This window comes from Aeromonas lacus, assembly GCF_000764665.1.
In the GTDB taxonomy this organism is placed as follows: Bacteria; Pseudomonadota; Gammaproteobacteria; order Enterobacterales; family Aeromonadaceae; genus Aeromonas; species Aeromonas lacus.
The window spans coordinates 79,143-101,853 of the sequence record NZ_JRGM01000138.1; the positions used below are offsets into that span (position 1 = coordinate 79,143).

The following is a 22,711-nucleotide window of genomic DNA, read 5'->3' on the forward strand; positions in this document are numbered from 1 at the left end:
GGCTGATTGACGGGCAAGCTCAGCCTGTGGCTTGTAACGGCGCACTGCCAGCAGGGGGGGCAACAGCTCGGCACATTCCAGCATCACTCATGCTCCTTTTTGGCGACTGCCACTGCGGCTGATTGACGGGCCAGCTCTGCCTGCTGCTTGTAACGACGCACCACCAGCAACAGGGGGAGCAGGAACAGCAACAGCGCCCCCAGTTGCGGCAACGACGATGCGAGGGGCAGACCGTAGTTGCTCTGGCCAATTTGCAGCTCCACATAGTGGGAGACCGGCAACAGGCTGCGCCAGAAGCGGGCGAAATCTCCCATGGCACTCACCGGAAAGGTAACCCCCATAAAGGCGAAACCGGGCGCCGTGTAAGCCCCCGCCAGCGACAGAGCGCGGGCCGGATCCCGGATGATGCCGTAAAAGAAGGCCCCCATGGTGACGCAGGCGGCCGAGGCGAGCCCCAGTCCCACCAGCAATACCAACCAGCTGCCGTGCATGGGATAAGAAAAACCCTTGAACAGCAGCAGTGTCCAGACAACCCCCCAGCCCCAGCCAATCAGCACATGGGGCAGCAGGGTACGCCACAGGCCGAACCAGACACCGCGGGTAGTCCAGTCCAGTCCCAGCCGATCGGTACGGGCCAGCGCATTGAGGCCGAACAGCACCACCAGGATCTGCCACACCGCGGGCAGAATGGCACTTAGCAGAAACTGGGCATAACTGGAATTGAGGTTGTAGAGCGCGGTCACCTGACTGCTGATGGGCACCGACTGCCCCAGTGCGCCGGGCAATGCCTTGCCGTCAGCCATCGCCTCCAGCACGCCCACCTGACCATTGAGAGTGCCTACCACCTGCGCCAGCGCCGAGTTGACCAGCTTGGCGATCAGGATGAACTGGCCATTGTTGAACACCGTCACCTGCGGCTGGGTACCCTGACGGGCATCCCGCTCCAGATGGTTGGGGATCACCACCAGCGCATAGATGTCGCCGCCGCGCAGAGCGTGGGCACCGGCATCGATGGAGTCAAACTGTTGCGCGACCTTGAGCCCGGCCGAACCATCCAGCGAGAAGGCGAGCTGGCGCGAGAGCATGCTGTGGTCGAGATCCACCAGCCCCACCTTGAGGTCACGGGCCAGCCCTGCCGAGAAGATCCAGCAGAGGATCCCCATCAGCAGCAGCGGTACCCAGCTCATCAGGGCACGACTGAACGGATCCTGCCACAACAGCCGAAATTCACGTCCCATCAGAGTTCAACCAGCACACTCATGCCAACCCGCAGCCCCTCAACCGGTTGCAGCGGGCGAGCCTCCACCTGGAAGCTCTTCATGTCGAAGCCCTGACGGGTATCGGTGGCACGCCAGGTGGCGAAATCCCCCATCACGGCCACATGGGTCACCTTGAAGCGCACCATCTGATCGCCAAGGCCCGGGATGCGGGCATCGAACTCGGTACCGACCGGGAAGCGGGGCAGCAGATCTTCGCGGATGTGGAACTGGGCCCAGGCATCGCTCATATCGAGCAGGGTCACCACTGGGAAGCCTTGTGGCGCCAGCTCACCACTGCGCAGCAGCACCTGGCTTACCTCGCCGGAGTGGGGGCTGACGATGCGGGTATCGGCCAGATAAGCCTCCACCTCGGCAACGGAACCAGCCGCCATCTTGGCCTTCTCGCGGGCGGCGATCTTGGTCTCTTCCCGCGCCCCTTCCAGCGCCATCTGGTACTGCTGCCACGCCATCCCTTCGCTGTAGCGAGCGGCTTGCCAGGCAGTCCAGGCCTCATCGCGTTTTTGCAGCGGCATCACGCCGTCGCGGTGCAGGCTGGCAACCCGCTCATAGGTCTTGCCGCGCAGGGCTGCGGCCGCTTTAGCCTTCTGCCATTGATCCTTGGCCGCGGCGATCTGCTGGGCTCTTGCTCCTTTCTCGGCCTCCTGCGCCATGGCGCCTGCAGCCGCTTCACCCGCCTTGGCCTGGCTCAGCTTGGCTTCGATCTCGGGGCTCGCCAGAGTAAAGACCAGCTGATCCTTGGTCAGCTGATCGCCCTTTTTCACCAGCACCTCGTCGATGCGCCCCGGCACCTTGGAGGAGACCGAGTACTGCTGCGCTTCAATTTGCCCTTGCAGATGCACCGGCTCCGGCTGATAGGCGAGCCAGAAGCGCCAGCCCAGCCAGACCACCAGGATCACCAGAACCAGCGGCAACAACAGCGGTTTACCTTGGCTCATCTTCTTTTTGATGGGGGGATGGCTCATCACTTCACCTCGACAAACGGGCGACCCTTGGCGGTCGAAACAGAGATAGAAAAAGGCACGGACTGGAGTGCGATCATGAGTTCACCTCGATCGCCTGCCCGTGCTGATATTGATTGAAACTGTTCATCTGGCCAGAGAGCGCCAGCAGGCGGGCCAGCGACACCACATACTGGTAGGCCGCCGCCGCGCGCTGGGTCTTGACCCCCGCCAGCTGGTTCTGGGCATCCACCACATCGAGTGACGTAGAGAGCCCCTGCCCGAAGGCCTTGTCCCGCAGCAGCACGTTCTCCTCGGCCAGCGCCTGGGTGGAAGAGAGGGATTGATACTCCTCCAGCCCCTGCGCCGCTTCACGCCAGGTCTTTTCCACCAGCAGCTTCAGATCCTCGCGGGTCTTGGCCTGCAGCAGATTGACCTGCAGCTCGGCGCTCTTGGCGGCCTGCACCGTCTCGGAACGGCCATCGCGGCTCACCAGCGGCATGCTGACACCCACCCCCACCAGCCAGTCCGGCGCTGTCTTGGAAGCTATCGAATCATCTTCATAGAGGTTGTAGTTGCCGAACAGGAACACCTCGGGGGCATATTTGCCCTGCTCGACCCGGATCATCCCCTTGGCCTGCTCTTTCTTGGCGCTGAGCAACTTGAGGCCGGGGTGTACTTCCAGGGTCTGCTGTACCAGACCATCGAGGCGCGGCAGATCCTTGTTGACGAACAGGCCGCTGCCCGGCTGGGCATCTGGCAATTTCAGCATGCGGCCAAGGGCCAGTTCAGCGATTTCTAGGCTGCGGCGGGCTTTCTGGGTATCGATGCGGGCGCGGTCATAGGCCGACTGTGCGGAAAGGCGCTCCACCCTGGCAATCTGCCCCTGCGCTTCGAGCTTCCTGGCGTGATCCAGATGGCGGGCCAGCCCGTCCTCAATATCCTGCTTGGTTTGCACCACCTGACCTGCCAGCACCACACCGAAATAGGCCTGGGAGAGGCTCTCGAAAGTGGACTGCTCCTTGAGCACCAGCAGTTGCTGCGCCTCGCTCACCTGCGCCTGGCGTATATCCTGCGCCGCATCGATGCGACCGCCAGCAAAGAGCGGCCAGAGCATCTTGACCGAGCTGGTCACGACATTCTGCTTGGTCAGCGGGGTAACAAAGTCGTCATGTGAGAGTTGGGGAAGTGGTACCGGAAATTGGCCCAGTATGCCCTGCAGCGCCTTGATCATCTCCGGATGGTTGGCGATGGGGTTGAGATCCATCATGTCGAGTTCCATCGGCTGATCGAGGTGGGTATAGCTGGCACCCACATCGACCTTGGGCAGATACATGGATTTGGCAGCCTCGCGCAGCTGCTTGGCGCGATCCACCCCTGCCTGTTCGGCGGCCAGCCCCTCATCCTGCTGGATGACCCGGGTCCAGGCCTCGCTGAAACTGATGGTCTGTGCCTGCGCCGACCCCAGCACGGCACCCAGCAGACACGGCCAGAGTGATTTAATGAACCTTGACGTCATAGATCCCCAATCCGCATTGTTGCAAAAATGTTTGGAGCTTTTGCTCGCATAAGCCCGCCATCATAACGCAAACGAGGCCGACAAGTGGACAGACAATTATGCAAGGGGGTAGCCCGAATGGTACAGCACTCCCTGACGGTCAATCTGGCCGTTTTTCAATAACTCCAGAATTTGCAAGCCTTGGCGAGACGTTTTTTTCAGAAAAAAATGGCTGACGCTCAAATACTAACCTTTTCTCCTGCCTAAAAAATGCGTAATATACGCCGCCCTAAGCCGATGGTAACCGTGGAATGCAGATAGGTCCCCACACGCTTGAAACTCCCTTGATCGTGGCTCCCATGGCCGGTGTAACTGACCGACCATTTCGTGAACTTTGTTTGCGACTGGGGGCCGGCATGGCCGTTTCCGAGATGCTGCTGGCCAACCCGGATGTCTGGGATACCCAGAAAACCCGGATGAGGATGGATCACTCTGCAGAAGGCGGTTTGCGATCGGTCCAGATTGCCGGAGCCGACCCCGAGATGATGGCGTTTGCTGCCCGCTACAACGTGGAGCAGGGCGCACAGATCGTCGACATCAACATGGGATGTCCGGCAAAAAAAGTGAATAAGAAGCTGGCAGGTTCAGCCCTGCTGCGATACCCCGATCAGGTCAAAGCAATTTGCCGGGCCGTGGTGGATGCAGTGGAGGTGCCTGTCACCTTGAAGATCCGCACAGGATGGGATCCGGATAACCGCAATGGCGTGGAGATCGCCCGAATCGCCGAAGATTGCGGTATCGCGGCCCTCGCCGTGCATGGTCGTACCCGTGCCTGCCTCTACAAGGGCGAAGCGGAGTACGACACTATCAGGGCGATTAAGCAGGCCGTATCGATTCCTGTTGTCGCCAATGGCGACATCAACAGCCCGGAAAAGGCCCGGTATGTCCTCGACTATACCGGCGTCGACGCCGTGATGATCGGCCGCGCTGCGCAAGGACGACCCTGGATTTTCCGGGAAATCCGTCATTTTCTTGAGACGGGCACCAAGCTGCCGCCTCCCGAAAGGGAAGAGGTTCGCACCCTGATGAACGAGCATGTAACCAACCTGCACCAGTTTTATGGTGCATATCTGGGAGCGCGCATAGCCCGTAAACACGTGGGCTGGTATCTGGATGAAGAAGAGACGGGCCGAGAATTCCGTAAGCACTTCAATGCCCTGGATTGTGCAGATGCACAACTTGAGGCACTCGAAGCGTATTTCGATGGATTAGGTTAACGCATAACTAAAGAGCCGACCGAATATGTTCGAACAAACCCTGACTTCTGATGCATTGGTAACAACTACTCACAATCACGCTGCCGAGCCGACCCAGCGCCCCCTGCGTGACTCTGTGCAACAGGCCCTGCGTAACTACCTGGCCCAGTTGAACGGTCAGGAAGTGATTGATCTGTACGATATGGTTCTTTCCGAAGTCGAAGCGCCGATGCTGGACGTGATCATGCAGTACACCCGCGGTAACCAGACTCGCGCCGCCGTGATGATGGGCATCAACCGTGGTACCCTGCGCAAGAAGCTCAAGCGTTACGGCATGAACTGATTGCTGGCCTGATGCCGCGCAAGCGGAACAGGGCAAAGATGAAAGGCGCCGGGTAGCAATACCCGGCGCCTTTCTTTATGCTCCCCTTCCCACTTCCCCACTACAAGCGCTATGAACCGCACGCCCCTGCTGCTGATGGTACTGGTCACCCTGCTGGCCGCCGCTGGCTGGCTCTTCTCGAAAGAGGCGATCCGCGAACTGCCGCCCGCCGCCTTTATCGGCAGCCGCTTTCTGCTGGCCGCCCTGCTTTTGCTTCCTTTGGCCTGGTTGCGCGAGCCACCGCCGACTCGCACCCAACTGCTGCGCGCCACTGGTTGCGGCACATTGCTCGGCGCCAGCTTGCTGCTGTGGGTCACCGCCATCAGCCAGAGCGATGCGCTGGGCAGCGGCGCCTTTATCATGAGCGTCGCCACCCTGATGGCCCCGCTGGCCGCCTGGGTAGCCTTTCGGGCCAAACCCGGCAGCCACTACTGGCTCACCCTGCCCATCGCCATCGCGGGCCTGTTGCTGCTCTCCAGCAGTACCCACTGGGGCGTGTCGCTCTCGCTGTTCTGGTTTCTGGCGGCGGCTACCACCCTCGGCATCCAGCTGGCCGTCCATCGCCACTTCGCCCAATCGATTGCCCCCACCTGGCTCACCTGCATCCAGCTGGCGATGACCGGCCTGCTCGGTACCCTGCTCTCCCTGCTGACCGAACAGTGGCCCGAGGCCGGGGTCAGCCACGGCATCTGGGGCTGGTTTGCAGCGAGCGTCTTGATCGCCACCACCCTGCGCTACTGGCTGCTCACTCATGCATTGAGCAAGATGACCACCGCCCACGCCGCCCTGATGATGCTGCTGGAACCGGTCTGGACCCTGATCCTGAGCACCCTCTTCTATAGCGAACCCCTCGGTGGCGCCAAACTGGCCGGTGCCGGACTGGTACTGGGTGCGCTGGTGCTTTACCAACTGCCCCTGCTGCTGCGCAGCGCACGGCTCAAAACGCCCGTCTGATACGCGTCACCGTCCTGCGGGGCGGTGTCACCATTTCCCTCTTGTTTGCTTATCTTGTCCTGCCAATGCTGACGTTCTGTTAACGGCATTTAACCCTTGGTATCCATAGGGTTAAAGGGCATACCCCATGAAAAAATGCCATATGGCCAGCTTGATGAAGGTCACATTCCTTCCCCTCTTCGCTCCATATCATGCCCCCATCATCGGTCTGGACAATCCTGACGATGGCCACACATGGGAATAACAAGAGAAAAGACTATGCAGCAAACCAGCCCCCTCAAGACGGTCACGGTCAGCATATTGGCAACCGCCATGCTGATCTTTGTGGCCCAGTACCTGATAGGTAAACAGGAGATCAAGATCGGCATCGCCATCATCCCGATCCTGCCGATGCTCTTTGCCGTCATCATCGGCATGATTGTCTCCGCCAAACCGGTCAAGGATCGCATCCCCGGCTGGAAGCAGCTCTTCACCGAAAAAGAAGAGGGCTTCTGCGGCAAGATGGTGGGCTTCAGCCTGCTGATCCTGGGTACCCAGTATGCGGGGATGATCATCCCCAACCTGAAGATGATCCTGAGCGTCGGCGTGCCGCTGTTCCTGCAGGAGATTGGCAACCTGCTGCCGATCCTGATCGCCATCCCGCTGGCGGTGAAGTTCGGCTTTGGCCGTCGCGCCATCGGGGCCTGCTCCTCCATCAGCCGTGAGCCGTCCGTTGCGGTCATTCAGGGCAAGTTCGGCACCGGTTCCCAGGAGTACATCGGTGTGCTCGCCATCTACCTGTGCGGCTCCGTCATCGGCACCCTCTGGTTCAGCGTGCTGGGCAGTATCGCCCCGCTCACCGGTCTGCACCCGCTGGCGCTGGCTGCCGGCTCCGGCGTGGGCTCAGGCTCCATGCTGAGTGCCGCCTCCGGTGCCCTGATCAACGGTCTCGACGAAGCGCTGGCCCAGCAGGTGCTGAGTATCGCGGCGGCCTCGAATCTGCTCTCGTCTGCCCTCGGCGCGCTTTCCCTCACCTATCTGGGTCTGCCACTCGCTGAAAAAATCTATGCCCTGACCGCTAAAGGAGAGAAAGCATGAAAAGCATCGTAATGGATATGCGGTTCGTCTTTCTGGCGATCCTGCTGGCCATGTTTACCCAGACCCTGACCACCGGCACCCCGCTCTGGCTGATGGGTGACAGCTTCATCGCCATGTCACTGGTGGTGTTCGCTTCGCTGATTGCCAAACGCTATCTGCCCTCCTCCCTGCCGGCGTTTGCCTATGCCACCATCATCGGCATTCTCATCTGCCTGCCGGAGACCCCGGTGCGCGGTCTCTTCATTGACGCCGTTGCCAAGATCTCCTTCCTCTCCTGCTGCGTACCGCTGCTGGCCTTTGCCGGTCTCTCGGTGGGCGGTCAGCTGGAAGAGCTGAAGAAGATGTCCTGGAAAGTGATCCTGATCTTCATGATCGTCTCCACCTGCTGCTTCTTCGGCGCCTCGCTGGTTGCCCAGCTCGGCTTCTCCATTCAAGGGATCATCTGATGAACAACATCCACATTGAACCGGCACTGCTGGCCCTGCGCGACTTCAGCCACGAAGTACGCCACCACCTGCACACCATTCCGGAAGCTTCCGGCGTCGAGTTCAAGACCTCGGCCTATTGCCGAGATTTGATGAAGGGCTTCGGCTATCGCCTCACCGACTATCCGGGCTTCACCGGTTTTCACGGGGATCTGGTGGTCGACCCGGTACTGCCGACCATCGCCTTCCGTGCCGACATGGATGGCCTCGAGATGCACGACATGAGCGAGGTTGCGTTCAAGTCGAGCCATGAGGGGATGGCCCACAACTGTGGTCACGACTCCCATATGGCGATTGCCCTGACCGCAGCCAAGTTTCTGGCCGCCAACAGAGCGCGCCTGCAGTACAACGTCCGCTTTATCTTCCAGATGGCAGAAGAGGACATGCGGGTACCGGGCGCCGAGAAGATGGTCGAACTGGGCTGCATGAAGGGGGTGGACGAGGTCTATGCCCTCCATAACGATGGCGCCATGGAGACCGGCACCATCAAGTTCAACAACGGTGTGATGTCTTCCTGGGGCTCCGCCTGGACGCTGGATGTGTACGGCATCTCCGCCCACGGCTCCACCCCCCACAAGGGGCTGGATGCCATCCGCGAAGCGGTGCGGATCATCGAGGATATGGACTACATCGTCGCCAAGCGCACCAGCCCATTCAGCCCGGCGGTATTTGGCTGCGGCATGATCAACGGCGGCACCATCCCCAACGCCATCGCCGACCATGTGCAGGCGCGCGGCACCATCCGTGCCATGGATGCCGAGACCGACCAGATCCTGAAGCACAGCTTCAAGGAGATCGTGGCCCAGAGCGAACTGCGCGGCTTCAAGACCAAGATGGTCTATGCCGGGTATCCGGCGGTCGAGAACCACGCCGATGCCTGTGCCCGCCTGTTGCAAGCTGCCGCCGACGTATTGCCCTCTGAGGGGATCAACGCTCAGGGTCAGCCGATGACCGGCAGCGAAGATTTCAGCTACATGGTCAACGCCTGCCGTGGCCGCAAGGGGGCCATGTTCTTTCTCGGCAGCGGCTGTCAGGCCAAGGGGATCTGCAACTACCTGCATGCAAACCCCTACTATCTGGATGACGACTGCCTGCTGGTTGGAGCCCAGATCTTTATCAATCTGGCGACCCGCAGCGCTTAATCCCGCATACCGATAAAACCAGAAGAGAGGCCAAGGCCTCTCTTTTTTTGTCTCTGCGTTTTTTATCCCCGCGCTTTATCTCTATCTCTATCTCCGCGCGGCAAGCAACCGACTCCTACAACCACGGCAGCTCCGCCATATTGGCGGTGGGCGGCTGGTTGATAAGGTGCAGCTGCACCGTCTCCCGGCTGATATGGGGGGCGTAGAGGTGGATAAAGTCATACATGTAGTCGCGCAGATGGGCATGTTTGCGCAGGCAGATGTGGGTGGCGCTCGAGGCGATCAGGTGGTCGATATTGAGGCTCACCAGATCCTCCCTGTCCCCCTCGTCGAAGGCCACGCTGGCAATCACCCCGACCCCCATCCCGAGCCGGACGTAGTGCTTGATCACATCGGTATCGGTGGCGGTCAGCACGGTTTTCGGCGAGAGGCCATGGCGGCTGAAGGCCTTGTCCATCTTGGAGCGACCGGTAAAACCGAACACATAGGTGATGAGGGGATAGCGGGCCAGATCCGCCATCGACAGCGGCTGACAGTCGATCAGCGGATGACCGTGGGGTACCACCACGCTGCGCCCCCAGCGATAACAGGGGACGGCGGCCAGCTCGTCGAACAGATACATGGATTCGGTGGCGATCGCCATATCCACATCGCCGCTTTGCACCATCTGGGCCAGTTGGGCAGGCGCCCCCTGATGGAGCTGGATCGCCACATCGGGATAACGACGGCTGAACTCGGTGATCACCGCTGGCAGCTTGTAGCGGGCCTGGGTGTGGGTGGTGGCGATGCGCAGCACTCCGCTGGTGGCCAGCTGCTCCCCCAGCGACAGCTGGTTGATCTGCTCCACCTGCGCCACCACCCCCTTGGCCAGCTCCATCACCTGCTCGCCGGCACTGGTCAAGCCGACCAGATTCTTCCCCTTGCGGGTAAAGAGGGCAAACCCCAGCTCATCTTCCAGCATCTTCATCTGCTTGCTGAGGGTGGGCTGGGAGGTGTAGAGCTTCTCCGCCGTCGCCGAGATGTTGAAGTTGTTCTTCACGATCTCGGTAAAGTTCTTGAGCCGGGCGATGTTCATCTGGGCAAGGGATCTCGCTGCTGCGGCCAGTGAGGCTGGCCTGAAAAAGAGAGCGCGGGGCTGACCCCGCAGCTGACCGCCGACCATACCACAGCGCCGCGCACGATAACCTGCCCCAGGTCAGAAAGCGGCGCGCTAGTCGCTGGCGAGCTTGATCCCGAGTCCGACAAACAGGGTGCCGATGCCCCGGTTGAGCCAGCGGCCGAGACGCTGTGACAACCGTACCTTGTGGCTGGCGTAGACGGTGGTAAAGACCAGCAGGTGACACCAGATGATGCCGCCCAGATTGAAGATGCAGCCGAGCAGGATAAAGGCGAGCGCCTTGTCGGGGGCATCAGGCGCGATGAACTGGGGCACGAAGGCGAGGAAAAAGAGCGCCACCTTGGGGTTGAGCACATTGGTAAGCACCCCCTGCCGGTAAATCTGGCCATAGGAGAGGGCGGGTAACGTGGCCCCCCTCTCCATGGCACCCGTTGCTTGCTGGCGCAGCAGAGAGAATCCCAGATAGATGAGGTAGATGGCACCAGCCAGCTTGATGAGGGCAAACAACTCGGCCGACGCACTGAGCAGGGCCGACAGACCGAGCGCCGCCGCCAGCACATGCACCATGACGCCAGTGCCGATGCCAAGGGCCGCAACCGAGCCGGCACGCCATCCCTGTGAACCGCTGCGCAGCATGACCAGCAGGGAGTCCGGCCCCGGCATGATATTGAGCAGCAGCCCCGAGACCATAAACAGCGCCAGATCATGAATACCGAACATCACTCCTCCACTCGTAAAGAAAAACCAAACAAAAAGGGCTCCGCAGAGCCCTCTTTCCTTTCACTCTGCGGCAGCTGACGCATCATCAACCGCCCCGCCAGCCATCAGGGCCGCAGCGCCTTGTCCGCCCGCGAGATACCGCAGACGCCGGAGCGCACTACTTCGATGATCTCGTTGGTCTGGGCGGCAGTCTTGATGAAGGCATCCAGCTTCTCGCTGGTGCCCACCAACTGTACCGTGTACTGCTCCGGAGTGACATCGACAATCTGGCCACGGAAGATATCCGCCAGCCGTTTCAGCTCGTCACGGGCACCACCGGCGGCGCGCGCCTTGACCAGCGCGATCTCCCGCTCGATATGCTCCCCTTCGCTCAAATCGCACACCTTGAGCACATCCACCAGCTTGTGCAGCTGCTTCTGGATCTGCTCCAGCACTCGCTCGTCACCCATGGTGACGATGGTCATGCGCGACAGGGTGGGATCTTCGGTCGGCGCCACCGTCAGGGTCTCGATGTTGTAGCCGCGCTGGGAGAAGAGACCCACCACGCGGCTCAGGGCGCCGGATTCGTTCTCCAGCAGAACGGAAATTATATGTCTCATCAGGTTCGCTCCGTCTTGCTCAGCCACATCTCGTCCATGGCACCAAACTTGATCTGCATCGGATAGACGTGCTCATCCGGGTCGACCGAGATATCCATGAACACCAGCCGATCCTTCATGGCGAAGGCCTTCTCCATGGCGCTCTCCAGCTCGGCCGGATCGCTCACCGCGATGCCGACGTGGCCGTAGGCTTCCGCCAGTTTGACGAAGTCCGGCAGAGACTCCATGTAGGAGTGGCTGTGACGGCCGCCGTAGAACATCTTCTGCCACTGCTTGACCATGCCCAGCGCACGGTTGTTGATGGAGATGATCTTGATGGGCACCCCGTACTGCATACAGGTAGAGAGCTCCTGAATGTTCATCTGCACCGAGCCGTCGCCGGTGACGCAGCAAACCACCGCATCCGGGTTGGCAAACTGGGCCCCCATGGCGGCCGGAATACCGAAGCCCATGGTGCCGAGGCCACCAGAGTTGATCCACTGGCGCGGTTTGGCAAACGGGTAGTAGAGCGCGGCAAACATCTGGTGCTGGCCCACGTCGGAGGCAACGAACGCCTGCCCCTGAGTCACCTTGTAGAGGGTCTCGATGACCTGTTGCGGCTTGATCTGGGTGGCCGACTTTTCGTAGGCAAGGCAGTGACGGGAGCGCCACTGATTGATCTGGCTCCACCAGTCCGCCAACGCCTCCTTGTCGTTATCGAAACCGCACTCGCGGATCACTTCCAGCATCTGCTCCAGCACGGTTTCCACCGAGCCGACGATGGGCACATGGGCCTGCACCGTCTTGGAGATGGAGGTGGGGTCGATATCGATATGGACCACGGTGGCATTGGGGCAGAACTTGGCCACGTTGTTGGTGACGCGGTCATCGAAGCGAGCCCCCACGGCGAAGATAAGATCCGCGTTGTGCATGGTCTTGTTGGCTTCGAAGGTGCCGTGCATCCCCAGCATGCCGATGGATTGCGGATGGGTGCCCGGGAAGGCGCCCAGCCCCATCAGGGTGGTGGTGACCGGCAAATTCAGCAGCTCCGCCAGCTTGATCACCAGATGATCCGCATTGGCGTTGATGGCGCCGCCGCCCACGTACATCACCGGGCGCTGGGCATCCACCAGCAGCTTGGCGGCACGCTTGATCTGGCCCTTGTGGCCCGACTTGGTCGGGTTGTAGGAGCGCAGGGAGACCGTCTCGGGGTATTCGTAGGGGAATTTCTCTTTCGGGTTCTGCACATCTTTGGGCAGATCCACCACCACCGGCCCCGGGCGGCCGCTGGCGGCAATGTAGTAGGCCTTCTTGATGGCGGCCGGAATGTCGCTGGCTTTCTTGCACAGGAAGCTGTGCTTCACCACCGGGCGGGAGATACCGATCATGTCGGTCTCCTGAAACGCATCCTCACCGATCATGCTGGTCGGCACCTGACCGGAGAGGATCACCAGCGGAATGGAATCCATATAGGCGGTGGCAATACCGGTAATGCAGTTGGTCGCTCCCGGACCGGAAGTGACCAGCACAGTCCCCACCTTGCCGGTGGAACGGGCGTAACCGTCAGCCATGTGAACCGCGGCTTGCTCGTGCCGCACCAAGACATGCTCCATCTTGCCGTTTTCGAAGAGAGCGTCATAGATGTCGAGCACTGAGCCACCAGGGTAGCCGAAGACGTGCTCAACTCCCTGATCTTCCAGCGCTCTAACCACCATCTGGGCGCCTGATAACATCTCCATGATAAAGCCCTCCAGGCTTTGCTCCGTTTAGCGAATCCCGCCGACGATGCCGTGCTTCCCGGCACAGCCCGATCCGTTTCTTGTTGTTATCTGAAGGCAGATCGGCCCAATTCAGCCCCGTCGACAGTAGAAAAAAAGGATTTTTCCGTCATTGACCCGAAAATCGGGTGAAAAACCAACTTAACCCGCCAATGAACGCTTGTCCACGGCTTTGTCAGCGGGTTCCAGTCAGACATTTCAGACTGTGCCCAGCCATGAGAGCGGCGGTAACAGAAACGGGAATATGTTGTGCTGATAGGCAGAGAATTGTGCTGGCAGGTGAAAAAACGGCAATAAAAAAGCCCGCCGACAGGGGCGGGCTTTGTGGCAGCAGAGCGATCTAGTGGTCATCTTCCGGCTCGGCCAACCAGATCTGCTGATCCGGATCGGTCTCTTCACTGACCGAGATGCTGACACCCATATCGAGCAGCTCGTGCAGGGTGAGATTGTCAGCCAGGTTCATGACTTCGCCGTTTTCATTGGTAAAGCGCATTTGCTCCATCCTCTCCTTGGTGGGATCGCCTTTCAGTCTAGTCAACCGCGCTCACTTGCGATAACCAGCAGCCAGACAAACCTTCACCACCCTCCAGCTCGCTCAGGCGATCGCTCACCTCTTCGGGAAAAAGCGTCCTCCCCCAGAGCCGACGTGACAAAGAGGAGATGCTCTCCTCGGCCCCTGCTGCCAGCCAGCTGGCCAGCTCCCGCGCCACATCGGGGTAGCAGACAGTCCCCGGCGAGGCGCTGTCGAGCCAGCGGCGCACCAGATTGGCATCGAGGTAATCCATCAGGGTCGCCAGCCCCATCATCTCCAGAGTTTTGCCATTGGTCAGCTGCTCGAACTGGCCGCCAAGGGGCTTGACCAGCAGCTTCTTACCGAGACTGAGCGCCTCGGAGGCGAGCTCGAAGCCGGCATTGGAGATGACGCCGCGACAACCGGCCAGCACCGTCAGAAAAGCAGGGCGCGAGGGGGGCTCAAAGCGCAGGTTGCGCCACTGGCTCGGGCTGCGAATGGCTGGGTGAAAGCAGACAAAGCGCTGCTGGCCAAAGCGCGACAACAGGGCGGCGATCGCCTCGGTCTGCTCGAACGGCAGATAAACCAGGATCTCGCCGTTATCAGGCATCACCCGAACAGGATCGATCACCGGTGGCAAAATCGGCTGACCGAAGTGAAACCAGTGCAGCCCGAGCGGCTGATTGACCGGCGCAAAGTAGCGCATCAGCTGGCGACTCAAGCCATCTTCACCCCAGCGGGGGATCGGCCAGTTAAAGCTGGCCTGATGACTGACGGTAAGGCTCGGGATACCGCAGCGGCGGGCGGCATGGGCGGTCAGCGGCTCAAAATCGCTCACCACCAAATCGTACCCGTGGCAGTCGAGCCTTTGCAGATCCCGCCAGAAGACGATCGGCGACGCCGCCTGCAGGGTACGCCACGGCGAAACCCGCCCCTCGCGGCTGACGAAAGTGAGCCCGGCAAAGGTGCGGTACTCCCCGAACTCCTCCATATCAAAATAGCGGTCGGCGGGTCGCCCGCTGAAGAGATAATCCACCTCGACCCCGGCCGCTCGCAGCGCCCTGGCCAAAGTGCGGCTGCGGCTGATATGGCCGTTGCCGGTGCCTTGCACGCCAAACAGTATCTTCATCCCTGACTCCAGCAGAGGGCCATCAGGGCGCAGCCGCCACCCAGCAGGGCGCCAGCTACCAGATCGCTCAGGTAGTGAACCCCGAGCAGCAGCCGGGATGCCCCCACCAGCGCCGCCCAGCCAAACAGCATGGGCGCCCAGAGCGGAAAGCCGGTCGCCAGTATGGTGGCCATCAAGAAGGCGGCTGCGGTATGGCCGGAGGGAAGGCTGTAACGATCGGACGGGGTGATAAAGACCGGCAAACCGACTGGCCGCTGCCGTTTCAGGCTGTTTTTCAGCAGCAGATAGAGCGGCAGTTCGATGGCAAAGGCGAGCAATGCCAGCTTCACCAGCTCGCGTTCACTCTCCCCCTGCCACCAGAGCAGGGCGGCCAACACGGCGTAAAGCGGGCCGTCACCGGTACAGGAGACAAGGCGACTCACCCTGGCTTGCTGCCGGCTGTAGGTGTGCAGCAGACAGACCCGGCATACCTGCAGGTCCCATTGCTGGATCTTGTTCATAATCCCTCCTTCCCCGAGATCTCGTTGCAGAGTAGGGAGGCGGGATGACAGGGTGTTGAACGGGGGATAACAGATTTATGAAAAAAGGGCCAAACGGCCCTTTTTAATCGATGGGTTGTGCGGTTATCAGTGATTGCCGCGCAAACCGGTCTCCATCAGGCGGCAGTTGTGATCCGCCAGACGAGCCATGAACTGTTCGTCCACTTTCAGGCCAAATACCTGTTCGTAGAGATCTTTCATCACGAACGGCTGCCACATCATGCTGAGGAAGGAGATCTTCAGCATCTCGGGATCTAGATTGTCACCCAGCTCGCCGTTGGTTTTCATGGTTTCCAGCAGGGCGTCGAACTGCGGCAGCTGACGTTCCAGCAGGCGGCTCAGCACAAAATCCCGCCCCGGGCTCTTCTCGGTCGACAATGCGCTGGAGATAGCGGAGGTCAGCTCGCTGTTGGGCGCCATCACCTGATAGTAGGTGTTGAGCAGCTCGTTGAGGCTGTGGTTGCTGTGCTCATCTTGCCAGGCATGGTCGAGGGGCTCGGCCACATCACCCAGCACCGCCTTGTACAGACCCTCTTTACTGCCGAAGTAGTAGTGGATCATCGCCAAGTTGGAGCCAGCCAGCTCCGCGATTTCGCGTGTAGTTACCTTGCTATAGGGAGTATTGAGAAAACGCTCACGGGCGGCAGCAAGCAACTTGTCACGAATGTCAGAACGTCCGACCGGACGACCTGGTCTACGTTTTTCCATTTAACACCTCAGAAAATTCAGCCAATGCTGATAAGTCGATCTGGTTGTGCAGAGATAGAGAGCACAGCAGGAATGACCAGATAATCCGTCATGAGCCGAATATGGGACAAGGAAATTTGCAATCCTTTACAATCCGATTAAATATCTCAGCAGATTTCCCCTGACTGCGCGTGTTGACACAGCATAAAAATCTCGATATTGGTAAAGGCGTTATCGACTGCAAGGACAACAACGTCATGCGTATTGCCGCCCCGCTACTACTAATCTCCCTAATCGCGTTAACTCGCGCGGGATCCTTGTAGCCGGGCTAAGGCATAGCCGGAATTTACAAAAACCCGTGCACCCTGCACGGGTTTTTTTATGCCGCCGCAGGATGCACGTCACTGAACTTAGGAAGAGGGAAGTCACATGTCAGATCGGGTCATCATATTCGATACTACCTTGCGTGATGGTGAGCAGGCCCTGGCGGCCAGTTTGACAGTCAAGGAGAAGCTGCAGATTGCCCAGGCGCTGGAGCGGCTCGGTGTCGACGTCATGGAGGTAGGCTTCCCGGTCTCCTCTCCCGGCGATTTTCACTCGGTGCAGACCATCGCCCGCCATATCAAGAACAGCCGGGTCTGCGCCCTGGCCCGCGCCCTGCCCAAGGATATCGATGCCGCCGGTGAGGCCTTGCGGGTTGCCGACGCCTTTCGCATCCACACCTTCATCTCCACCTCCTCCATCCATGTGGAGAGCAAGCTGAAAAAGAGCTTCGAGGATGTGCTGGAGATGGGCACCAGTGCCATCAAGCATGCGCTGCGCTACACCGATGATGTGGAGTTCTCCTGCGAGGATGCGGGCCGCACCCCCATCGATAACCTCTGCCGCATGGTGGAGGCCGCCATCAAGGCGGGCGCCCGCACCATCAATATTCCGGATACCGTCGGCTACACGGTGCCGACCGAGTTCTCCGGCATCATCCACACCCTGTTCAACCGGGTACCCAACATCGACAAGGCCATCATCTCGGTCCACTGCCACGACGATCTGGGGCTCTCGGTGGCCAACTCCATCGGCGCCGTGCAGATGGGGGCTCGCCAGATCGAGTGCACCATCAACGGCATCGGCGAGCGGGCGGGCAACTGCTCGCTGGAAGAGGTGGCGATGATCCTGAAAACCCGCGCCGATCTGCTCGGGGTGCACACCAACATCCGTCACAGCGAAATTCATCGCACCAGCACGCTGGTCAGCCAGCTCTGCAACATGCCGGTACAGCCCAACAAGGCGATCGTCGGTGCCAACGCCTTCTCCCACAGCTCCGGCATCCATCAGGATGGCGTGCTCAAGGCGAAAAACACCTATGAAATCATCACCCCCGAGAGCATTGGCCTGACCCAGAACAACCTCAACATGACCTCCCGCTCCGGTCGCCACGTCATCAAACACCGGATGGAGTCCATGGGCTACGCCGAGAGCAGCTACGACCTCGACCATCTCTACGCCAAGTTCCTCACCCTGGCCGACAAGAAGGGTCAGGTGTTTGACTACGACCTCGAAGCTCTCGCCTTCTTCAGCCAGATCCACGAGGAGCCTGAGCACTTCAAGCTGGAGTACCTCGGGGTGCAGAGTGGCAGCTCGGTGATGGCGACCGCCTCGGTCAAGCTCAAGGTGGGTGGCGAGCTGGTCAGTGAGGCCGCCACCGGCAACGGCCCGGTGGATGCGGTCTACCAATGCATCAATCGCATCACCGGCTACGAGATCCGCATCGACAAATATGCCCTCAAGAGCAAGGGCGAAGGGGAAGATGCCCTCGGTCAGGTCGATATCGTCGCCGAATACAAAGGCCGCAAATTCCACGGCATGGGGCTGGCCACCGACATCATCGAATCCTCAGCCCATGCCCTGCTGCATGTCATCAACAGCATCTGGCGCGCCGATCAGGTCGCCGAGCAGATGGAACGCAATAACACAATCAAGACGGAGACAGTATGAGCAGTTATCGGATCGCAGTATTGCCGGGTGACGGCATTGGCCCGGAAGTGATGGCCGAGGCCGTCAAGGTGCTGGCAAAAGTACAGGCCAAATTCGGCTTCTCCCTCGACTATCAGCACTTTGATGTGGGCGGCATTGCCATCGACAACCATGGCACCCCGCTGCCGCAGAGCACCATCGCTGGTTGCGAAGCATCCGATGCCGTGCTGTTCGGTTCGGTCGGCGGCCCGAAATGGGAACATCTGCCACCCAACGATCAGCCGGAGCGTGGTGCCCTGCTGCCCCTGCGCGCTCACTTCAAACTGTTCTGCAACCTGCGCCCAGCCCGCATCTACACCGGTCTGGAGCAGTTCTCGCCCCTGCGCGCCGATATCTCCGATCGCGGTTTTGACATCGCCTGTGTGCGCGAGCTGACCGGTGGCATCTACTTCGGCCAGCCCAAAGGGCGTGAAGGAGAAGGCCCCACAGAAAAGGCGTTCGATACCGAGGTGTACCATCGCTTCGAAATCGAGCGCATCGCCAAGATCGCCTTCGAGTCGGCTCGTGTGCGCCGTGGCAAGGTCACCTCCATCGACAAGGCCAACGTACTCGCCTCCTCCATTCTGTGGCGCGAGGTGGTGACGCAAGTCGCCAAGGATTATCCCGACGTCGAACTGAACCATATGTACATCGACAACGCGACCATGCAGCTCATCAAGGATCCGTCCCAGTTCGACGTGCTGCTCTGCTCCAACCTGTTTGGTGACATCCTCTCCGACGAGTGCGCCATGATCACCGGCTCCATGGGGCTGCTCCCCTCTGCCAGCCTCAACGAATCAGGTTTCGGCTTGTTCGAACCGGCCGGCGGCTCAGCACCGGATATCGCCGGCAAAGGGATAGCCAACCCCATCGCCCAGATCCTCTCTGCCGCCCTGATGCTGCGTTACAGCCTGGGCCAGGAAGCTGCCGCCCAGGCCATCGAGCAGGCCGTGGCACAGACTCTGGCCGAGGGTTACTTCACCGCCGATCTGCATCAGGCCAGCGCCCGCCATCCGGTGCAGAGCACAGCCACCATGGGCGACCAGATCGCCGCCCGGATCTGAGCTGAAGAACAGATAACAAGGAAGAGAGAAGCAATGGCCAAGACCCTCTATCAGAAAGTATTCGACGCCCACGTGGTACGGGAAGTGGAAGGGGAAACGCCCCTCATCTACATCGACCGCCATCTGGTACATGAAGTGACCAGCCCGCAGGCATTCGATGGCCTGCGCGCCATGAACCGCCAGCTGCGCCGCCCGGACCTGACCTGGGCCACCATGGATCACAACGTCTCCACCACCACCAAGGACATCTCCGCCTCCGGCGAGATGGCCCGCATCCAGATGGAGACGCTGGCCGCCAACTGCAAGGAGTTCGGGGTTCGCCTCTACGATCTCAACCACAAATATCAGGGGATCGTCCATGTGATGGGCCCCGAGCTCGGCATTACCCTGCCCGGCACCACTATCGTCTGCGGTGACTCCCACACCGCCACTCACGGCGCCTTCGGTTCGCTGGCGTTCGGTATCGGCACCTCCGAGGTGGAGCATGTGATGGCGACCCAGACCCTGAAACAGGGTCGCGCCAAGACCATGCGGATTTCGGTCAACGGAAAACTGGCCGAGGGCATTAGCGCCAAGGACGTGGTGCTGGCCATCATAGGCAAGGTCGGCCACGCCGGTGGTACTGGCTACGTGGTGGAGTTCGCTGGCGAAGCCATCGAAGGGCTCACCATGGAAGGGCGGATGACGGTGTGCAACATGGCCATCGAGCTCGGCGCCAAGGCGGGGATGATTGCCCCCGACCAGACCACCATCGACTACATCCGTGGCAAGGAGTTTGCCCCCAAGGGCGAGGCGCTGGAGCAGGCTATCGCCTACTGGCAGAGCCTCAAGAGCGATGAAGGTGCCCGTTTCGATGCAGAGGTAGTGCTGGACGCCGCCGGCATCGCCCCGCAGGTCACCTGGGGTACCAACCCGGGGCAGGTGATTGCCGTCAATGACCCCATTCCGGCACCGGAATCCTTCAGCGATCTGATGGAGCAGCAGTCCGCCCGCAAGGCGCTCGCCTACATGGACCTGCAGCCGGGCCAGAAACTCTCCGATGTCGCCATCGACAAGGTGTTCATCGGCTCGTGCACCAACAGCCGCATCGAGGATCTGCGTGCCGCAGCCGCCATCGCTCGCGGTCGCAAGGTGGCAGCCGGTGTACAGGCGCTGGTGGTGCCGGGCTCCGAGCAGGTGAAGGCACAGGCCGAAGCTGAGGGTCTCGACAAGATCTTCATCGAAGCGGGCTTTGAGTGGCGCCTGCCCGGCTGCTCCATGTGTCTGGCTATGAACAACGACCGGCTGCAACCGGGGGAGCGCTGCGCCTCCACCAGCAACCGCAACTTCGAAGGGCGTCAGGGCCGCGCCGGCCGCACTCATCTGGTGAGCCCGGCCATGGCCGCGGCTGCCGCCGTCACCGGCCGCTTCGCCGACATTCGCGCACTGTAAGAGGAAAGAGTGATGACAGGATTCAAACAACATAAAGGGATCGTCGTCCCCCTCGACAGCGCCAACGTCGACACCGACGCCATCATTCCCAAGCAGTTTTTGCAGAAGGTCAACCGCATCGGTTTTGGCAAGCACCTGTTCCACGACTGGCGCTTTCTGGACGATGCCGGCCAGCAGCCCAACCCCGAGTTTGTGCTCAACCAGCCGCAATTCGGCGGTGCCAGCATCCTGCTGGCCCGCGAGAACTTCGGCTGTGGCTCGAGCCGCGAGCACGCCCCCTGGGCGCTGGCGGACTACGGCTTCAAGACCATCATTGCCCCGAGCTTTGCCGACATCTTCTACGGCAACGCCATCAACAACGGCATGGTACCGGTGCGCCTGAAGGAGGATGAGGTCGAGGCCCTGTTCCAGCTGGTGGCCGCCAAGCCGGGCATCCAGATTGAAGTGGATCTGGAAGCGAATCAGGTGCGCGCCGGTGAGCTCAGCTTCGGTTTCGAGATCGACGAGTTCCGTCGTTACTGCCTGCTGAACGGGCTGGATGCCATCGGTCTGACACTCCAGCACGAGGCCGCCATCAGCGCCTTTGAGACGAAGCAGCCGAGCTGGATTTAACGCGCCAGTTGCAAAAAAACGAGTAGAATCAACAGGGAGCTTCGGCTCCCTCTTTTGTTTCCGACAATGCACTTCACCAGACAGGCCAGGGATGCGGCCTCAAGACAGGATAAGGACGATGAAGAGAACGACGGCGATACTTTTGCTCTGCACTTTGCTGGCGCTGCCGGTTGCAGCCGCCCAGACCTACTTCACCAACAGCCTCGGCCAGATCAACGTCGGCTGGCAAGATAGCGCAGGCAAACCCCGCCAGCTCACCTATCGGCTGGAGCCGGGCAAACTGCCGCCCCTTATCGCCTATCGTCCGGCTCGGATGGAGGAGGAGGTACTGCAGACCCTGCTGCGCGGGGTACGCGAGAACTACCCCGAGGTGCAGTTTACCCTCTCCCGCCCCTCCCTTGAACTGCATCTGAAAAGTCACAATCAGGATAAAGCCAAAGAGGCCATGGCCTGGCTGGAAGCGCAACGGGGCAAAGAGGAGCAGGCGTGGCTGACCAAACACTACTTCCAGTACTTCACGCCACCGGATGGCCAGCTGGCGGTGAAGCAGGACCATGTTCGCATTGCGTTGGAGAGCCGCAGCACTTTGGCGCCGCTGGCTGAGCAGTTGAAACAGCAGGGGAGCAGTGAACCCGAGGCGCGCCAGAAAACCGTGGCCGAGATGCTCGCCTTTATCCAGAGCATCCCCTACCAGCAGCTGGACAGTCTGAACGGACGGCAGGGCAAGGGGTTTCTCACTCCCCGTCAGGTGCTGGAACAGAACCGCGGCGATTGCGACAGCAAGGTGACCCTGATGGCCGCCCTGCTGGCCCAACTCTTTCCCGAATTGAAACAGGCCATGGTCTTTATCCCAGGCCACGCTATGCTGGCGGTCGACCTGCCCGCCAAACCGGGTGATGCCACCATCAGCTGGCAGGGACAATCTTATCTGCTGCTCGAACCTACCGGCCCTGCCGCATTACCGGCTGGCCAAATAGCATCGACCAGCAAAACGCTGGTCGATGGCAAGCAGTTGAGTGTGCAACCGGTTCAGCCCAAAGGCTGAAACTCCACCGCCAGCAGCAATCCTGTCTCCTCCTCCAACACCCGAATGATCCGGGCATGGGCTTCGAAAGGGGGAAGCAGGTTGTTGTTGGTTGCGAGGCTGATCCGGATCGGCTGGGTTGTATCAAGCTGGTGTTCCACCACCGAGATCCCCATGCCGTTGGCACTGAGATCCCGACAGATGCCCTCCAGTACCTGATGCTGCTGATAGACGGTAACCGGAGCATTGATGACCATACGTGCAAAAGCACGCCTTTCCTTGGTACTGGTAAGCACGCGAAGATCCTCTGTTGAGTGGGAATCATCTCATGGGCAACGCACAATTGTGCTGGTCTACCCAAAAGAACGTTAATACAATGCGGTGCGTTTCTCAAACGGGGTGCGGTTTACCGCTGAGATTATACCCGTGAACCTGATCCAGATAATGCTGGCGGAGGAATTTGAGGCACGGCGCTCATTTTTTGCGCCCTCATCCGCTG

Annotated in this window: 23 protein-coding genes and 1 riboswitch; of the genes, 11 read left to right on the top strand and 12 right to left on the bottom strand. The window is 60.3% G+C overall.

The window, feature by feature from the left end; genetic code table 11:
* Positions 1 to 83: 83 nt before the first annotated feature.
* The 3 genes from LG31_RS0113220 to LG31_RS0113230 form a co-directional block, all read right to left on the bottom strand.
* A complete protein-coding gene (locus LG31_RS0113220; protein ID WP_033114931.1) occupies positions 84 to 1,238 on the bottom strand; it encodes an ABC transporter permease in 1,155 nt (384 codons plus the stop codon).
* A complete protein-coding gene (locus tag LG31_RS0113225; RefSeq protein ID WP_084059628.1) occupies positions 1,238 to 2,242 on the bottom strand; it encodes an HlyD family secretion protein in 1,005 nt (334 codons plus the stop codon). Before LG31_RS0113225 ends, LG31_RS0113220 begins: the two co-directional genes overlap by 1 nt.
* Positions 2,243 to 2,315: 73 nt before the next feature.
* On the bottom strand, positions 2,316 to 3,737 hold the full coding sequence (locus LG31_RS0113230; protein ID WP_033114932.1) for a TolC family protein: 1,422 nt from the start codon (positions 3,735 to 3,737) through the stop codon (positions 2,316 to 2,318).
* A gap of 290 nt (positions 3,738 to 4,027) precedes the next feature.
* On the opposite strand from LG31_RS0113230, the gene dusB reads away from it, so the two are divergent.
* The 6 genes from dusB (at position 4,028) to LG31_RS0113260 (ending at position 9,012) form a co-directional block, all read left to right on the top strand.
* The gene (gene dusB, locus LG31_RS0113235) at positions 4,028 to 4,993 is read left to right on the top strand and encodes a tRNA dihydrouridine synthase DusB (RefSeq protein ID WP_033114933.1); all 966 of its coding nucleotides are present in this window, start codon (positions 4,028 to 4,030) and stop codon (positions 4,991 to 4,993) included.
* A 25-nt stretch (positions 4,994 to 5,018) separates the two neighbouring features.
* Complete coding sequence (fis, locus tag LG31_RS0113240; protein ID WP_005309538.1) at positions 5,019 to 5,315, top strand: DNA-binding transcriptional regulator Fis; 297 nt, start codon at positions 5,019 to 5,021, stop codon at positions 5,313 to 5,315.
* Between the two features lie 111 nt (positions 5,316 to 5,426).
* A complete protein-coding gene (locus LG31_RS0113245) occupies positions 5,427 to 6,308 on the top strand; it encodes a DMT family transporter (RefSeq protein ID WP_033114934.1) in 882 nt (293 codons plus the stop codon).
* A gap of 258 nt (positions 6,309 to 6,566) precedes the next feature.
* Entirely contained in the window at positions 6,567 to 7,385 is an 819-nt protein-coding gene (locus LG31_RS0113250; protein ID WP_005339140.1) for a DUF3100 domain-containing protein, read from the top strand.
* Complete coding sequence (locus LG31_RS0113255; protein ID WP_033114935.1) at positions 7,382 to 7,831, top strand: hypothetical protein; 450 nt, start codon at positions 7,382 to 7,384, stop codon at positions 7,829 to 7,831. The genes LG31_RS0113250 and LG31_RS0113255 overlap by 4 nt, the downstream gene beginning before the upstream one ends.
* Positions 7,831 to 9,012 carry a M20 metallopeptidase family protein gene (locus tag LG31_RS0113260; protein ID WP_033114936.1) on the top strand — a complete coding sequence of 394 codons (1,182 nt, stop codon included), beginning with the start codon at positions 7,831 to 7,833 and terminating at the stop codon, positions 9,010 to 9,012. Before LG31_RS0113255 ends, LG31_RS0113260 begins: the two co-directional genes overlap by 1 nt.
* 115 nt (positions 9,013 to 9,127) lie before the next feature.
* Here LG31_RS0113260 and LG31_RS0113265 read toward each other — a convergent pair whose 3' ends face one another.
* The 8 genes from LG31_RS0113265 to LG31_RS0113295 all read right to left on the bottom strand — a co-directional run bounded on the left by LG31_RS0113265 (position 9,128) and on the right by LG31_RS0113295 (position 16,092).
* Positions 9,128 to 10,087, bottom strand: a complete 960-nt coding sequence (locus LG31_RS0113265) for a LysR substrate-binding domain-containing protein (RefSeq protein ID WP_033114960.1) — start codon at positions 10,085 to 10,087, stop codon at positions 9,128 to 9,130.
* A gap of 135 nt (positions 10,088 to 10,222) precedes the next feature.
* Positions 10,223 to 10,849 (bottom strand): LysE family translocator, encoded by a 627-nt coding sequence (locus tag LG31_RS0113270; RefSeq protein WP_033114937.1) that lies wholly within the window; start codon positions 10,847 to 10,849, stop codon positions 10,223 to 10,225.
* Positions 10,850 to 10,953: 104 nt separating this feature from the next.
* Positions 10,954 to 11,448 carry an acetolactate synthase small subunit gene (ilvN, locus tag LG31_RS0113275; protein WP_005311605.1) on the bottom strand — a complete coding sequence of 165 codons (495 nt, stop codon included), beginning with the start codon at positions 11,446 to 11,448 and terminating at the stop codon, positions 10,954 to 10,956.
* Positions 11,448 to 13,166: an acetolactate synthase 3 large subunit gene (locus LG31_RS0113280; RefSeq protein WP_033114938.1), complete on the bottom strand. Its 1,719-nt coding sequence runs from the start codon at positions 13,164 to 13,166 to the stop codon at positions 11,448 to 11,450. The genes ilvN and LG31_RS0113280 overlap by 1 nt, the downstream gene beginning before the upstream one ends.
* Positions 13,167 to 13,545: 379 nt before the next feature.
* Positions 13,546 to 13,698, bottom strand: a complete 153-nt coding sequence (locus tag LG31_RS21445; protein WP_104015791.1) for a hypothetical protein — start codon at positions 13,696 to 13,698, stop codon at positions 13,546 to 13,548.
* A 37-nt stretch (positions 13,699 to 13,735) separates the two neighbouring features.
* Positions 13,736 to 14,845 (bottom strand): MJ1255/VC2487 family glycosyltransferase, encoded by a 1,110-nt coding sequence (locus LG31_RS0113285; RefSeq protein WP_033114939.1) that lies wholly within the window; start codon positions 14,843 to 14,845, stop codon positions 13,736 to 13,738.
* A complete protein-coding gene (locus LG31_RS0113290) occupies positions 14,842 to 15,345 on the bottom strand; it encodes a phosphatase PAP2 family protein (protein ID WP_033114940.1) in 504 nt (167 codons plus the stop codon). Before LG31_RS0113290 ends, LG31_RS0113285 begins: the two co-directional genes overlap by 4 nt.
* Before the next feature lie 126 nt (positions 15,346 to 15,471).
* Positions 15,472 to 16,092 carry a TetR/AcrR family transcriptional regulator gene (locus LG31_RS0113295; protein ID WP_033114941.1) on the bottom strand — a complete coding sequence of 207 codons (621 nt, stop codon included), beginning with the start codon at positions 16,090 to 16,092 and terminating at the stop codon, positions 15,472 to 15,474.
* A gap of 408 nt (positions 16,093 to 16,500) precedes the next feature.
* Here LG31_RS0113295 and leuA point away from each other — a divergent pair, with 408 nt between their 5' ends.
* The 5 genes from leuA to LG31_RS0113320 all read left to right on the top strand — a co-directional run bounded on the left by leuA (position 16,501) and on the right by LG31_RS0113320 (position 22,233).
* Positions 16,501 to 18,063 carry a 2-isopropylmalate synthase gene (leuA, locus tag LG31_RS0113300; RefSeq protein ID WP_033114942.1) on the top strand — a complete coding sequence of 521 codons (1,563 nt, stop codon included), beginning with the start codon at positions 16,501 to 16,503 and terminating at the stop codon, positions 18,061 to 18,063.
* A complete protein-coding gene (leuB, locus tag LG31_RS0113305) occupies positions 18,060 to 19,145 on the top strand; it encodes a 3-isopropylmalate dehydrogenase (protein ID WP_033114943.1) in 1,086 nt (361 codons plus the stop codon). The genes leuA and leuB overlap by 4 nt, the downstream gene beginning before the upstream one ends.
* A 33-nt stretch (positions 19,146 to 19,178) precedes the next feature.
* Entirely contained in the window at positions 19,179 to 20,576 is a 1,398-nt protein-coding gene (gene leuC, locus LG31_RS0113310) for a 3-isopropylmalate dehydratase large subunit (protein WP_033114944.1), read from the top strand.
* A gap of 12 nt (positions 20,577 to 20,588) precedes the next feature.
* The gene (leuD, locus tag LG31_RS0113315; RefSeq protein WP_033114945.1) at positions 20,589 to 21,188 is read left to right on the top strand and encodes a 3-isopropylmalate dehydratase small subunit; all 600 of its coding nucleotides are present in this window, start codon (positions 20,589 to 20,591) and stop codon (positions 21,186 to 21,188) included.
* A gap of 118 nt (positions 21,189 to 21,306) precedes the next feature.
* Positions 21,307 to 22,233 (top strand): hypothetical protein, encoded by a 927-nt coding sequence (locus tag LG31_RS0113320; RefSeq protein ID WP_033114946.1) that lies wholly within the window; start codon positions 21,307 to 21,309, stop codon positions 22,231 to 22,233.
* Here LG31_RS0113320 and LG31_RS0113325 read toward each other — a convergent pair.
* A complete protein-coding gene (locus LG31_RS0113325; protein ID WP_033114947.1) occupies positions 22,218 to 22,508 on the bottom strand; it encodes a PilZ domain-containing protein in 291 nt (96 codons plus the stop codon). The genes LG31_RS0113320 and LG31_RS0113325 overlap by 16 nt on opposite strands.
* Positions 22,509 to 22,597: 89 nt before the next feature.
* A riboswitch (TPP riboswitch) is annotated at positions 22,598 to 22,688 on the top strand.
* Positions 22,689 to 22,711 lie beyond the last annotated feature (23 nt).